16 protein-coding genes and 1 tRNA gene are annotated in these 13,046 nt (G+C 73.5%); 8 read left to right on the top strand and 9 right to left on the bottom strand.

Features of this window, described 5'->3' with window-relative positions:
• Both V7S47_RS08920 and V7S47_RS08915 read right to left on the bottom strand, forming a co-directional pair.
• Positions 1–474: an FHA domain-containing protein FhaB/FipA gene (locus V7S47_RS08920; RefSeq protein WP_090851625.1), complete on the bottom strand. Its 474-nt coding sequence runs from the start codon at positions 472–474 to the stop codon at positions 1–3.
• A complete protein-coding gene (locus V7S47_RS08915) occupies positions 467–1,192 on the bottom strand; it encodes an FhaA domain-containing protein (RefSeq protein WP_090851627.1) in 726 nt (241 codons plus the stop codon). Before V7S47_RS08915 ends, V7S47_RS08920 begins: the two co-directional genes overlap by 8 nt.
• 166 nt (positions 1,193–1,358) lie before the next feature.
• Here V7S47_RS08915 and V7S47_RS08910 point away from each other — a divergent pair.
• From V7S47_RS08910 to V7S47_RS08895, 4 genes are all read left to right on the top strand, one after another.
• Positions 1,359–1,441 (top strand) — tRNA-Leu (locus tag V7S47_RS08910).
• A 90-nt stretch (positions 1,442–1,531) separates the two neighbouring features.
• Positions 1,532–1,939, top strand: a complete 408-nt coding sequence (locus tag V7S47_RS08905) for a low affinity iron permease family protein (RefSeq protein ID WP_336561237.1) — start codon at positions 1,532–1,534, stop codon at positions 1,937–1,939.
• 122 nt (positions 1,940–2,061) lie between these two features.
• The gene (locus V7S47_RS08900) at positions 2,062–2,478 is read left to right on the top strand and encodes a YciI family protein (protein WP_336561236.1); all 417 of its coding nucleotides are present in this window, start codon (positions 2,062–2,064) and stop codon (positions 2,476–2,478) included.
• Positions 2,475–3,620: an RNA polymerase sigma factor gene (locus tag V7S47_RS08895; protein ID WP_442945336.1), complete on the top strand. Its 1,146-nt coding sequence runs from the start codon at positions 2,475–2,477 to the stop codon at positions 3,618–3,620. Before V7S47_RS08900 ends, V7S47_RS08895 begins: the two co-directional genes overlap by 4 nt.
• A 72-nt stretch (positions 3,621–3,692) precedes the next feature.
• On the opposite strand, the gene V7S47_RS08890 is transcribed toward V7S47_RS08895, so the two are convergent.
• Positions 3,693–4,889 (bottom strand): glycosyltransferase, encoded by a 1,197-nt coding sequence (locus V7S47_RS08890; RefSeq protein ID WP_336561235.1) that lies wholly within the window; start codon positions 4,887–4,889, stop codon positions 3,693–3,695.
• An 85-nt stretch (positions 4,890–4,974) separates the two neighbouring features.
• Here V7S47_RS08890 and V7S47_RS08885 point away from each other — a divergent pair, with 85 nt between their 5' ends.
• On the top strand, positions 4,975–5,391 hold the full coding sequence (locus V7S47_RS08885) for a VOC family protein (RefSeq protein WP_336561234.1): 417 nt from the start codon (positions 4,975–4,977) through the stop codon (positions 5,389–5,391).
• Here the strand turns inward: V7S47_RS08885 and V7S47_RS08880 are convergent.
• Both V7S47_RS08880 and V7S47_RS08875 read right to left on the bottom strand, forming a co-directional pair.
• A complete protein-coding gene (locus V7S47_RS08880) occupies positions 5,379–5,870 on the bottom strand; it encodes a cupin domain-containing protein (protein ID WP_336561233.1) in 492 nt (163 codons plus the stop codon). The two genes, V7S47_RS08885 and V7S47_RS08880, sit on opposite strands and share 13 nt — an antisense overlap.
• The gene (locus V7S47_RS08875; protein ID WP_336561232.1) at positions 5,867–6,418 is read right to left on the bottom strand and encodes a dihydrofolate reductase family protein; all 552 of its coding nucleotides are present in this window, start codon (positions 6,416–6,418) and stop codon (positions 5,867–5,869) included. Before V7S47_RS08875 ends, V7S47_RS08880 begins: the two co-directional genes overlap by 4 nt.
• Before the next feature lie 84 nt (positions 6,419–6,502).
• Here V7S47_RS08875 and V7S47_RS08870 point away from each other — a divergent pair, with 84 nt between their 5' ends.
• Positions 6,503–7,513 carry an ArsR/SmtB family transcription factor gene (locus V7S47_RS08870; protein ID WP_336561231.1) on the top strand — a complete coding sequence of 337 codons (1,011 nt, stop codon included), beginning with the start codon at positions 6,503–6,505 and terminating at the stop codon, positions 7,511–7,513.
• Here the strand turns inward: V7S47_RS08870 and V7S47_RS08865 are convergent.
• Positions 7,490–8,251: an amino acid ABC transporter ATP-binding protein gene (locus tag V7S47_RS08865; protein ID WP_336561230.1), complete on the bottom strand. Its 762-nt coding sequence runs from the start codon at positions 8,249–8,251 to the stop codon at positions 7,490–7,492. The two genes, V7S47_RS08870 and V7S47_RS08865, sit on opposite strands and share 24 nt — an antisense overlap.
• On the bottom strand, positions 8,248–9,753 hold the full coding sequence (locus V7S47_RS08860; RefSeq protein ID WP_336561229.1) for an ABC transporter substrate-binding protein/permease: 1,506 nt from the start codon (positions 9,751–9,753) through the stop codon (positions 8,248–8,250). Before V7S47_RS08860 ends, V7S47_RS08865 begins: the two co-directional genes overlap by 4 nt.
• 172 nt (positions 9,754–9,925) lie before the next feature.
• Between V7S47_RS08860 and V7S47_RS08855 the strand changes: the two genes are divergently transcribed.
• Entirely contained in the window at positions 9,926–10,216 is a 291-nt protein-coding gene (locus tag V7S47_RS08855; protein ID WP_336561228.1) for a hypothetical protein, read from the top strand.
• On the opposite strand, the gene V7S47_RS08850 is transcribed toward V7S47_RS08855, so the two are convergent.
• Together V7S47_RS08850 and V7S47_RS08845 are read right to left on the bottom strand one after the other, a co-directional pair.
• Positions 10,203–10,685: an SRPBCC family protein gene (locus tag V7S47_RS08850; protein ID WP_336561226.1), complete on the bottom strand. Its 483-nt coding sequence runs from the start codon at positions 10,683–10,685 to the stop codon at positions 10,203–10,205. The two genes, V7S47_RS08855 and V7S47_RS08850, sit on opposite strands and share 14 nt — an antisense overlap.
• Before the next feature lie 90 nt (positions 10,686–10,775).
• Positions 10,776–12,014, bottom strand: a complete 1,239-nt coding sequence (locus tag V7S47_RS08845; protein WP_336561225.1) for an FAD-binding protein — start codon at positions 12,012–12,014, stop codon at positions 10,776–10,778.
• Between the two features lie 28 nt (positions 12,015–12,042).
• Between V7S47_RS08845 and V7S47_RS08840 the strand changes: the two genes are divergently transcribed.
• On the top strand, positions 12,043–13,014 hold the full coding sequence (locus V7S47_RS08840; protein ID WP_336561224.1) for an SDR family NAD(P)-dependent oxidoreductase: 972 nt from the start codon (positions 12,043–12,045) through the stop codon (positions 13,012–13,014).
• Positions 13,015–13,046 lie beyond the last annotated feature (32 nt).

Genomic DNA, 13,046 nt, shown 5'->3' with positions numbered 1-13,046 from the left:
TCACTTCCGGAGCTCCAGGATGGTCTTGCCGATCCGGACCTGGGTGCCGAGCGTGATCGTGGTCGGCTGGGTGATGCGGACGGTGCCGATGTAGGTGCCATTGGTGGAGCCGAGGTCCTCGACGAACCACTGGTCACCGGACGCGGCGATCCGGGCGTGCCGGGTCGAGACGTAGTCGTCGTCGAGGCGGATCGCGGCGTCGCTGCCCCGGCCGATCAGCACGGGCGCCAGGTCGAGGTCGGCGCGCTCGCCGGCGCTGGAGCCCTCGACGACCAGGACGTGGGTGGGGGCGCCGCGGCGCTTTGACGGGGGCTTGGCGGCCTTCTCCTTGCGGCGCGGCGCCTTGGCGCGCGCGGCCTCCGGGACCCGGGCGCCGAACATGTCGGAGCGGATCACCGAGATGGCCGAGAGCACGAAGATCCACAGGATCGCCAGGTAGGCGATCCGGACCAGCAGCAGGGTCAGCTCAGACATGACCGTCCTCCTCGACCACCCGGACGGTCATCGTGGTGTTGCCGATGCGGACCGTGGAGCCGTCGTCGAGCGGCGAGCGCTTGACCTTCTGGCCGTCCACGAGCATGCCGTTGGTCGAGCCGAGGTCGTGCACCTCGACCTGCACCTCTTCACCGCGGTCGGTGTGGCGCGTGTGCACCACGAACTCGACGTGGCGGCGGCTGACTCCGGGGTCGTTGATGCGCACGTCGGCCTCGGTGCCCCGCCCCACCACCAGGCTCGGCGGCTGGAGGGGGTGCTGGGTGCCGTTGATCTCGAGCATCGCCCGCGCGCGCCGTACCTGGGTGTAGGTGGAGCTGCCGGTGACCTTGGCCTGGGCCTGCCCCTTCACCCGGAATCGGCCGGTGGTGAGGTCGTCGGCCGCCTCGAACGCGATGGACACCGGGCCGGGGAAGACGTAGCCCTGGGTCTCGGCGTGCAGCGTCACCTGGGCGACCAGCTCGTCGGCCATCGCCGTGTCGTAGGGCGCGAGTCGGTCCAGGTCGACCGACGACAGCTCGACGTGGAAGTCGTTGGGGACCATCCGCCGGTCGCGGGAGAGGATCTGCGCGTTGTTGTCGCACTCGCGCTGCAGGGCCGCCGCGATCTCGACCGGCTGCACCGCGGAGCGGAACGCACGCGCGAAGGCACCGGAGATCATCTGCTCCAAGCGCTGCTCGAACTTCTGGAGCCCGCCCATCCGCGTTCCCCTCTCGTCCTCGCGCCCTGCCCCCACGGCAGGCCAACCGCCCCGACCTGGCGCCGGGTTGCGACCGATCGTAACGGGGTGCCGAGAGCGGGTGCCGGACCGCCGCACGCCGGTTTGGGAATGTGTCAGCGCCTGGGATACCGTGAGGCCGCTTCACGCGCGAGTGGCGGAACGGCAGACGCGCTGGCTTCAGGTGCCAGTGTCCGAAAGGGCGTGGGGGTTCAAATCCCCCCTCGCGCACGTGAAAGAAGGCCCCGGACGAGAGTCCGGGGCCTTCTGCTTTCCCGTTCCGCGACGCCGGACGGTGCGGCGGGCCCTAGGGTCAGCGACGTGAGCAACGAGGAGACCCGCAGCGACGCGGCGCAGGACCGAGGCAAGCAGGACGGGCGCAGTGGGTTCGACCGGTTCGTGGAGTCGGCGTACTTCCAGGTGAGCCGGGCGCCGTTCTTCGGCCTGTGCCTGCTGATCGTCGTGGCCTGGGCGGTGAGCTTCCCCCTCTTCCCGGACGCCAAGTCCTGGCAGGTGGTCATCCACACCGTCTCGAGCGTGCTCTCGCTGATGCTGCTGGTGCTGCTCGAGAACGCCGGACGGCGCAGCGAGGAGGCCGCGCAGGAGAAGCTGAACGTGATCGCCGAGGCCCTCTCGGACCTGATGTCGTCGCGGGCCCAGCAGGACCCCACCCTCGAGGAGTCGGTACGCCGGCTGCGCGACGCCGTGGGCCTCGAGGAACGGCACTGAGGAACGGCACTGAGGAACGGCACTGACGAACTTTCTCGGCCCGTGATGTCGAGAACGCCGGGACGGCTCCGTCCCTGGGGTGAGGACACCGACGACGGGGTCCCGGATCGAAGGAGACCGAGATGGCGAAGTACCTGCTGCTGAAGCACTACCGCGGCAACCCGACCCCGCACCCCGACGCGACGGTGCTGATGGACCGGTGGACGCCGGAGGAGATCGACGCGCACATCGCGTTCATGAACCACGTGGCCGACACCTTCCGCGAGCGCGGCGAGTTCGTCGACGCGCAGGCGCTCTCGCCCGAGGGCACCTTCGTGCGCTTCGGCGGGGAGGGGCGGCCGCCGGTGACCGACGGGCCCTTCGCGGAGACCAAGGACCTGATCGCCGGCTGGATGGTCATCGACGTCGACAGCCTCGAGCGGGCGCACGAGGCCGCGGCGTTCCTCTCCTCCGCCCCCGGCCAGGGCGGTCGGCCGCTGCACGAGTGGATCGAGGTCCGGCCCTTCCTCGACCACGATCCCTGCACCGTCACGGAGTGAGCGTGGACGACCTGCTGCGGGACCTGGCGCCGCAGGTCCTGGGCGTCCTGGTCCGTCGCGGGGCCGACTTCGCGACGGCCGAGGACGCCGTGCAGGAGGCCCTTCTCGAGGCGGTACGACGCTGGCCCGACGACCCGCCCGCGGACCCGCGGGCGTGGCTGGTGACGGTCGCGTGGCGGCGGTTCCTGGACGCGACGCGGTCGGACGCGGCCCGTCGTACCCGGGAGGAACGGGTGGCCGACGAGCCCGCGGCGGGGCCCGCGGAGGAGCACGACGACACCCTGCTGCTGCTCTTCTGGTGCTGCCACCCGGCGCTCAGCCCGGCCTCGGCGGTCGCGCTGACCCTGCGCGCGGTCGGCGGGCTGACGACGGCGCAGGTGGCGTCGGCGTACCTGGTGCCGGAGGCGACCATGGCCCAGCGGATCAGCCGCGCCAAGCGCACCGTGGCCGCGGAGGGGGTCGGGGCCCCGGGAGACCTGCGGCGGGTGCTGGCCGTGCTCTACCTGATGTTCAACGAGGGGTACGCCGGCTCGGTGGACCTGGCCGCGGAGGCGATCCGGCTCACCCGGCCCTTGGCGCGGGCCAGCGCCGAGCCCGAGGTGGCGGGCCTGCTCGCGCTGATGCTGCTGCACCACGCCCGGCGGGCCGCCCGCTTCACCGCCGACGGGTCGCTGGTGCCGCTGGCCGAGCAGGACCGCTCGCGCTGGGACACCGCGCTGGTCGCGGAGGGGGTCGAGGTCCTGCAGGCGGCGCTCGCGGTGGACCGGCTGGGCGAGTACCAGGCTCAGGCCGCCATCGCCGCGCTCCACTGCGACGCCCCGAGTGCCGCCGAGACCGACTGGCCCCAGGTCCTCGAGTGGTACGACGAGCTGCAGCGGCTGGTCGACTCCCCGGTCGTCGCGCTCAACCGGGCCGTCGCCGTGGGTGAGGTCGACGGCCCGCTGGCCGGGCTGCGCGCCCTGGAGCGCGTGCCGGCCGACCTGCCCCGCCGTACCGCCGTGGAGGCGTGGCTGCGCGAGCGGGCCGGCGAGATCGTCGCCGCCCGCGAGCTCTACGTCCGGGCCGCCGACCAGGCCACCAGCGTCGCCGAGCGGACCCACCTGACGCGGCAGGCGGCCCGGCTGGTGAGTTTCATCGGCTAGCCGACGAACCTCACGCTGGGACGACGAAGGTTCATCGTCCAGGGATGAGCTTTATCGGCTAGCCGATGAAACTCACACGGCGAGCTCCAGCACCTCCGGCCGCACCTGGCCGGCGACGATCGCGGCGTAGGCGTCGAAGCACCGCTGGTCGCTGAGTCGCTGGCGCTGCCGCAGGATCCGCTCGGCGTGCTCCTCGCGCAGCTCGAAGGCGGCCTCCCAGCCGGCGGCGACCGAGGTGGCGTCGCGGTCGACCACCAGGCGGCGGTCGCCGACCATCGCCGCGGCGTCGCCGACGTCGGTGGTGACGGGGACGGCGCCGCAGGCCATGCCCTCGAGCAGCGACAGCGGCGCGGCCTCGCCGTACGCGCTGGTGAGGACGACGAGGTCGGCGGCGTTGTAGAGGCGGGGCATGTCCTCGCGGATGCCGAGCAGGTGCACCTGGCGGTGGGCGCCGTCCCAGCAGCGCAGACCGGTCGTGAGCAGGTCGGTCAGGTCGCGGTTGGCGGGGGACATGCCGGCGCCGCAGAGGACCAGGTGGGCGTCGGGGTAGCGGGCGGCGAGGACCGCGGCCGACCGCACGAAGAGGCCGACGTCCTTCATCGGGTCGAAGCGGGCCGCGAGCAGCACCACGGGGGCGACGCCGACCACGCCGAGCTCCCGTCGTACGGCGCTGCGCTGGTCGGCGTCCGGGCGGAAGCGGTGCAGGTCGACGCCGTTCGGCACCACGGGCAGCTGCTCGAGGGGGATGCCGGTCGCGGCGTGGTAGGCCGCCTGGGTGGAGCGGGCGCAGCAGATCGCGGTCGTCACGACGCCGCGCTCGACCAGGGAGACGAGGGTCTCCAGGCCGGGGCCCTGGTGCTCGGGGTCGGAGCGGTGCAGGCAGGTGACCACGGGCCGGGTGACCTCCACCCGGGTCAGCGCGGCCAGCGGCTGCTCCTTCAGGGACAGCACCACGTCGGCGCCGGCCACCGCGCGCTCGAGGGAGGCGAGGTGGGCGGGGCGCAGCGGGTCCGCGGGCGCTCGCGGCAGGAGCGATACGGGTACGCCGGCCGCGCGGAGTCGGCGGTAGCTCGCGTCCTCACGGGCCAGCTGGACCGTCGCCTCGCGGTGCACGCGGTCGCTGAGGCCGAGGACGGCGTGCCGCTGGCTGGTGGTGGCCTCGAGGCTGCGGACCACCGCGGTGTGCAGCATCCGGGCCCCGCCCGCGAAGAAGCCGTCGTACACCGACAGCACCCGGGGGCCGTCCTCGAGGAACGTCACCTTCTCCATGCGCGCGACCGTAGGAGCGGCCGGGGGCGGGCGCCGGGTGGATCAGGTGAGCACCGGTCGACCGGACGGTGACATCTTGGTCCGCATGAGCGAGCAGACACCCGTGCGCCAGCTCCGGCTGGTCGTGGAGGCGACGGACTACGACGAGGCGCTGCGGTTCTTCCGCGACGTCCTCGGGCTGCCGGAGCAGGCGGCGTACCAGGGGGAGGGCGACGCGCGCGTCGCGATCCTCGACGCGGGCCGGGCCACCCTGGAGCTGGCCAACCCCGCGCAGACCCGGATGATCGACGACGTCGAGGTGGGCCGGCAGACCGGCGTGCGGCTGCGGGTGGCCTTCGAGGTCGACGACACCGAGGCCCGCACCGAGCGGCTGGTGGCCGGTGGCGCGGAGCTGGTCGCCCCGCCCGTCGAGACGCCGTGGCGCTCGCTCAACTCGCGTCTCGAAGCGCCGGCCGGACTGACCGTGACGCTCTTCCAGGAGCTGGACGCTCAGACCCAGTAGGTGTCGTGGCGGAGCATGAACTCCGACCGCTCCTCCTCGGTCATCGCCTCGCCCCGGGCGAAGGTCTCGAAGTAGTCCTCGCGGGGCCCGCCGGGAGCGAACATCAGCAGCATCTGCGCGTGGTCTCCGCCGCGGAAGCCGTGGACGCCGCCCTCGGGCACGTAGAGGAACTCGCCCGGGCCCGCCTCGATCCAGCCGCGGCCGTCGTAGAGCAGGACCGTGCCGGCCAGGACGTAGAACTGCTCGGAGATCGAGCGGTGGAAGTGGGCATCGGGCCCGGACTCGTCGGCGCCGAAGGTCCAGCGGTAGAGGCCGAAGCGGCCCTCGGTGCGGTCACCGGTGGCGAGGTACTCGCAGGTGACGCCCCCGGCGTTGCGGGTGTCGGGCTCGCCGCCGGGGCGGTGCAGCCAGGCGCTGGTCTCGCCGGTGCTGCCGCGGTAGCGGTCCGGGGGGTAGTGCCGGTGCAGCGGGCCGGTCACGGCTGCGTCCGGGGGACGAGGGTCAGCACGGTGATGCCGGACGCGAACGACGTCCGCTCGGCGACCGTGAGGTGGGTGGGCCCGTCGAGGACGCCGTCGAGGATCCGGTCGCCGGAGCCGGCGACGGCCGGGAAGATCCACAGGTGCAGCTCGTCGAGCAGGCCGTGCTCCAGCAGGGTGCGGTCGAGCTCGCCGGTGCCGTACTTGAGCAGGTCGGCACCGTCCTGCTCCTTCAGGGCGCGCACGGCACCGGCGACGTCGCCGTCGAGCAGGTGGCCGTTCCACTCGGTGATCTCGGTGCGGGTACGCGAGGCGACGTGCTTGGGCAGGGCGTTCATCGTGTCGGCGCCGGGGTCGCCGGCCATCGACGGCCACACCTGGGCGAAGCCCTCGAAGGTCTCGCGGCCCAGGACCAGGCCGCCGGCCCGGGCCATCAGGCCAGCGTTGTAGGAGTCGTGCTCGGCGTCCCAGTACGGCGACCCCCAGACGTGGGGGTCGGACACGACGCCGTCGAGGGTGACGAAGGTGGACTCGATCAGCTTGCGCATGGGGTGCTCCGGGAGGTGAGGCCCGCGGCTCGGGCCGGTGACCACACCCTGACCGGTCCTGAGAGGGCTGCCTATCCTTTCGACGTGGATCGAAAGGTCGTCGAGTTCCGGCTCACGCCCGGAGACATCTCAGCCATCCGGTTCGGCGTCTCGCCGGGCATGGAGCTCGCCGGCGCGGTCCGCACCCTCGTCGATCCTGGTCGGCACCCGCTGCACTGGGGCTGGGTGCGTGCGGTCCGTGACCAGGTCCCGGCCCGAGCCTTCGCGCTCCTGGGCACGCTGATCCGCAGCGACGGCTACCTCCCCGACTTCCTCACCTCGACGCCGGGCTGGGAGCTCAGCCCCGAGGCCGAGCTGGAGCGGCTCGCGGCCACCGACCTGGACGGCGTACGGCGCGACCTGGCCAAGGTGCTGGAGCGCTCGTCCGGTCGGGGGCGCGGGCTCGTGGCCGACCTGGCCGAGGACCCGGCCCGCACCCGCGCGGCGGTCGCGGAGGCGTGGGAGCAGACCTGGACGGCGTTGATGGCGCCGCACTGGCCGGCGTTGCTGCGGCTGCTGCGGGCCGATATCGGCACCCGCTCCCGGCGGATCAGCGAGCACGGGCTGGCGGCGATGGTCGACACCCTGCACGACCAGGTCGCCTGGGACGGTGACGCCGTGCTGATCACCCTGCGCGCGCATGGCGAGGTCGTCGACTGCACGGGGACCGGTCTGATGCTGGTGCCGTCCGGGTTCCTGCGGTCCTGCGCCGCCGTCACCGAGCTGCCGGCCCATCCGATGCTCTTCTACCCGGCCCACGGCGTCTCCGAGACCTGGTCGCGATCCGGCTCCGACGGCGCAGCGGCGCTGGCCGCCCTGCTCGGCGAGGGACGGGCGCGGGTGCTCGGAAGTCTCGCCGAGCCGCTCTCGACCTCTGAGACCGCCCAGGCGTGCGGGCTCGCCGTGTCGACGGCCTCCCACCACCTGGCCGTGCTGCGCGAGGCCGGCCTGGTCGACAGCCGTCGTACGGCGCGGATGGTGGTCCACGCCCGCACCCCGATCGGGGATGCCGTGGTCGCGGCTCCGGGTCGCTCAGCCGGCCTCGAGGACGCGTGAGAGGAACCGTCTGGTCCGCTCCTCCCGCGGGTCGGTGAGCACCTCGGCGCCACCGCGTTCCGCGACCACGCCCCCGTCGAGGAAGAGCACCTGGTCGGCGACGTCGCGGGCGAAGCGGACCTCGTGGGTGACGATCAGCATCGTCCAGCCGTCGGCCGCCAGGTCGCGGACGACGGCCAGCACCTCGCCGACCAGCTCCGGGTCGAGGGCGGAGGTCGGCTCGTCGAGGAGCAGCACCTCCGGCTTCAGGGCGAGCGCCCGGGCGATGCCGACCCGCTGCTGCTGCCCGCCCGAGAGCTGGCTGGGGTAGGCGTCCTCGCGGCCGGCCAGGCCGACCCGCTCCAGGAGCTGCCGGGCGTCGGCGGTCGCCTCGTCGACCGGGCGGCCCTGCACCTGGACCGGCCCCTCGAGCAGGTTGCCGAGCGCGGTCTTGTGGGGGAAGAGGTGGTGGCTCTGGAAGACCATGCCGCTGCAGGCCCGCAGCGCGGCGATCTGCCGGCGCCGCGCGGCCTTGTCGCGGGGGAGGTCGTCGAAGTCGACCGTCGCGTCACCGATCCGGACCCGCCCGGCGTCCGGGGTCTCGAGCACGTTCAGCGAGCGCAGGACGGTCGTCTTGCCGGAGCCGGACGGGCCGAGCAGCACGGTCGCCGTACCCCGCTCGGCGGTGAAGTCGACGCCGCGCAGGACCGTCTGGTCGCCGAAGGACTTGGTGATGCCGTGCGCCTCCACGAGCGTCATACGGCGTACCTCCCGAGACGGCGCTCCAGCGGCTGCTGGGCGAGCGAGACCAGGTAGCAGATCACCCAGTAGTAGAGCGCGGCGAAGCAGTAGAGCGGCAGGTACTCGGTGCTCAGCGCCGCCGCGTCCTGCGCGGCTCGGAACAGCTCGGGCGCCAGCACCACCGAGGCGAGCGCGGTGTCCTTGATGAGCGAGAGCAGCGTGTTGCCGAGCGGGGGTACGGCGATCCGCGACGCCTGGGGCAGCACGATCCGGCGCATCGTCTGCCAGGAGTCCATGCCAATCGTGGTCGCCGCCTCGAACTGCCCGCGCGGCACCGAGAGGATCGAGGCCCGGATCACCTCGGCGGCGTAGCCGGCGACGTTGAGGCTCAGCGCCAGGCAGGCCGCGGCGAAGCTCGGCAGCTTCAGGCCGACCTGCCCGAGTCCGTAGAAGACGATGAACAGCTGCACCAGCAGCGGGGTGCCGCGGATCAGCGAGACGTAGGCCCGGGCCGGCCAGTCGAGGAGCCGTACGCCGGAGAGCCGCGCGAGCGCGAGGGCCAGCGCCAGGGCCAGGCCGGCGACGAAGCTGATCACGGTCAGCGGGATGGTGCCGACCAGCGCCCCGCGGAGCATCGGCCAGGCCGCGTCCCGGACGACGTCCCAGCGGCTCCGGCCGCTGTCGGAGCCGGCGACGTCGAGGTCGGCGTCGTTCTCGACGGAGACGTCGGCGCCGAAGTAGTCCTCGGAGATCTCCGCGAGCGTGCCGTCGGCGGCCAGCTCCCGCAGGGCGGCGTCGGCCTCGTCGCGCAGCGCCTCGTCGCCCTGCCGGAAGACCAGCGCCTGCCGGCTGACCTCCTCGCCCGCGTCGCCGGCGATCTTGATCTCGTCGCTGCCGGTGGAGGCCAGGTAGTCGAGGACCGCGATGTTGTCGTTGACGATGGCGTCGACCCGGCCCTGGACCAGCAGCTCCGCGGCCGGCCCGAACCCCTCGACCGACTGCACGTCGGCCCCGGCGTCGCGGGCGACCTGGGCCCAGTTGCTGGTCTCGGACTGGGCGGTGGTGCGCCCCTTCAGATCGGCGAGCGAAGTGATGTCGTCGGTGTCGGTCGCGGTCACGATCACGCCGCGGGAGAACGTGTAGGGCTGCGTGAACAGGTAGCGGGCCTCGCGCTCGTCGTTGATCGTCACCTGGTTGGCGATCACGTCGATCCGCTCGGCGTCCAGCGCCGGGAAGAGCGCGTCGAAGGTGCCCTGGGTGAACCGCAGGTCCCAGCCGGCCCTCGCGCCGACCGCCTTCATCACCTCGATGTCGTAGCCGGTCAGCTCATCGGTGTCGGGGTCGGTGAACGTGAACGGCGGGTAGGTGCCCTCGGTGCCGACCCGGACCACGCGCCGCTCCCCGTCGGCCGCGGCCTGGTCCTGCCCCGCAGCCTGCACGGGTACGGCGCCGACCGCCGTCAGCAGCGCGGTCGCGACCAGGAGCAGCAGCAGCCGGACGGCGGAGGGTGGACGGGACACCTGGACGACGTACCCATCTGGACCTTTGCGCCAACTGTCATCGCCCCGAAACAGTCCGCGGCTACCCTCATCCGAACAGGTGGTCCGGCCGCATCGCCAACGGGGGGCGACGCCGGGGGGACGGTCACCTCAACCTCGGTCTCGCACGCCCTCGACCCGGAGCAGATGCCCCATGCCTCACACCCGCGCCCGTCGCGCCAGCCACGACGCCGGGATCGACAGCCTCTTCGAGTTCCTCCTGGCCCGGGTCGGGGAGTCGGTCAGCGAGGCGTCGCTGCGCGGCGACGGTCCGGCGGAGCGGTTCTCGCGCCAGAGCCTGTCGATCCTCAAGAGCATGCGGAGCGACCTCGCCGAGGAGCCGCGGCGGGCCGACGAGGTCGCGCGGTTCCTCTACCGGATGTCCGCGGCCTACGTCGACCACCCCGACTACCGCAGCTACTGGACGCTCTTCAGCGCTCCCTGATCGCGGCCAACACCGCCGGGTCCTCGCAGGCGCGGGCGAAGGCGGCGATCCGGGCCCGGATCTCGCGGCCGAGCAGCGCCCGCCCGACCCGGTCGGCGACGGGGGCGAGCCAGGCCGGGCGGCCGGCCCAGGTGTACTTCCAGACCGCGCGGGTGCCGGCGACGCCGTCCCGCTCCTCGGGGGTGAACCGCCAGCCGCCGCCGAAGGACGCGAAGAACCAGGGCCCCTGCTCCATCGTCATGCCCACCGACGTCGGCGGGCGGTAGGAGACGTAGCGGCTGACCATCGACGGCCCGACCCGGGCGCGGGTGAAGGTGTGCACGTCCTTGCCGGGCCGCTCGGCGTCGATCAGCCGCTGGTGCCGGATGAACGGGTCCCAGGAGAGGCGGACCTCGCCGGTGGTCTGGGAGACGGCGAAGGCCGTCTCCGGCGGGACCGGCACCCACGTCTCGGCTGTCACCTGCGGCATGGGAGGAGCCTGCCCCCGCCCGGCTGTGGAGAACCCCGCCGAGTCAGCACTACTGGTGCTGACTCGGCCATGCCGGGGTCAGGTGGGGGGTCAGGGGAGGTCTAGGTGGCGGGTGAGGAACTGGTTGTGGAAGGTGCCCTCCGGATCGAGGCGGGCGGCCAGGGCGCGGAAGTCGTCGAAGCGGGGGTAGAGCGGGCGGAGGTCGGCGGCGGGGGCGACGAAGCACTTGCCCCAGTGCGGGCGGGCGCCGAGGGGGAGCAGGGCCGCCTCGATCGCGGGCAGCACGCCGTACACGCCCGGGACGTCGCGGAGCCAGGTGAAGTGCAGGGCGACGACGTCGACGTCGTACGCCGGGCTGAGCCAGAGCGGGTCGGCGGCGACGGTGCGGACCTCGGCGACCTGGAGCAGCGGCGCGAAGGAGGGGGCCAGGCTCAGGAGGGCCGACACGGCGGCGGGGGCGTGGGCGCGCGGGACGAGGTACTCGCTCTGCAGCTCCTCGCCGCGGCTGGGCGTGAAGGCCATGCGGAAGTGCGGCAGCCGCTCGTGCCACGGCCCGATCACGCCGCCCTGCTCGGTCACCGCGGCGGTGTCGGCGCCGACGAGCATGTGCAGCGTGCCGGTCGCCGCCGCGGCGCCGTACAGCGTGGGCGGCGGCTCGGCCCCGCGGCTCTTCACCCACACCTGCGCGACCCGGCCGCTGGCCCAGTCGGTGAACAGGCTGACGCTCGAGCCGGTCGCGGTCAGCGCGTCCAGGTTCGCGAGCGCGACGTCCCAGGGCAGGTCGACGTACAGGTCCTGGCGGACGTCGTACGACGGCTCGACGTCGAGCGTGACGTGGGTGGTCACGCCGAGGGCGCCCAGCGCCACGACCGAGCCGTCGAAGTCGACGTCCCCCCGTCGGACGGACCGGAGGGCGCCCGACGCGTCGACGTACTCGAGCCCGGCGACGGCCGCCGCCAGCGACCCGGTCCGGTCGCCGGAGCCGTGCGTGCCGGTGGCGACCGCGCCGGCGACCGAGATGTGCGGCAGCGAGGCCATCGTCGCCAGCGCCCAGCCCTCGGCGTGCAGCCGCTCCGCCAGCCGGCCGTACGTCGTCCCGCCGCTGACCCGCACCTGCCGGCGCGCCGGGTCGACCTCGACCGACTCCGGCAGCGCGTCGGTCGCCACCAGGTCGCCGGGCGTGTCGGCCACGTCGGTGAACGAGTGCCGCGAGCCGAGCGCGTGCACCCGCTCGGCGCCGGCCACCACAGCGGCCAGCTCGTCGACCGAGGTCGGCCGGTGGACCCGGGCGGCGGCGTAGGGGTGGTTCCCGGACCAGTTCGTCAGCACCCGCACATCCTCCTGGTTACCTGGTGGCATGGCGATCACCGACCTCCTCGACACGGCGCTGGACCGCTCCGTCGTCCTCGGCTACACCTCGCTGGGCTCCCGGCTGCGCCGCCGCTGGTGGCCCGCCGACCCCGCGCCCGGCTCGCTGGCCGGCAAGCGGGTGCTGGTCACCGGGGCAACGTCGGGGATCGGCGAGGCGATGGCCGGCTCGTTCGCCCGGCTCGGCGCGACCGTGCACGTGCTCGGGCGCAACGCCGACAAGCTCGCCGGCGTGGCCCGCGAGCTGCGGCTGGAGCACCCGAACGCCACGATCGTCGAGGAGGTCTGCGACGTCGGTGACCTGGACGCCGTCCGGGACTGGGGCGAGGCGTTCGCCGACCGGGTGCCGGGGCTGGACGGGCTGGTCCACAACGCCGGCACGATGACCGACACCCGCACCGAGAGCCCGCAGGGCCACGAGCTGCAGCTCGCCGTGCACGTGCTCGGGCCGCACCTGATGACCGAGCTGCTGCTGCCGGCGCTGACCGCCGCGCGGGGGATCGTGGTGTGGATGTCGACCGGCGGCATGTACGGCGCCGCGCTGCCCGACGGCGAGGACGCGATCGAGTACCGCGACGGGACCTACCGCGGCGTCTCGGCGTACGCGCGGACCAAGCGGATGCAGGTGGTGCTGGCCGACGCCTGGGCCCGGCGGTACGACGGCACCGACGTCCGGGTCGAGAGCATGCACCCCGGCTGGGTCGAGACGCCTGGCGTGGCCACCCACCTGCCGCGCTTCCGATCGCTCACCAGGCCGCTGCTGCGGACTGCCGAGGACGGCGCCGACACGGCCGTCTGGCTGGTCGCCACCCGACCGCCCTCCGAGCCCGGCCACTTCTGGCACGACCGCGCCCAGCGCCCCACGACCTTCGGCTGGCAGCGCGACCAGGATCCGGCCGCGGTCGCCCGGTTCCTCGACTACGTCGCGATCAGCACCGAGACGCCGCCCGACTGGGACTGACGCCCGAGGTGCCGACAGGGCCGGCCCCCGCG

It is taken from the genome of Nocardioides sp. CCNWLW216 (assembly GCF_037120545.1).
GTDB classification, from domain to species: domain Bacteria; phylum Actinomycetota; class Actinomycetes; order Propionibacteriales; family Nocardioidaceae; genus Nocardioides; species Nocardioides lianchengensis.
This window is presented reverse-complemented; position numbering and strand designations above follow the sequence as displayed.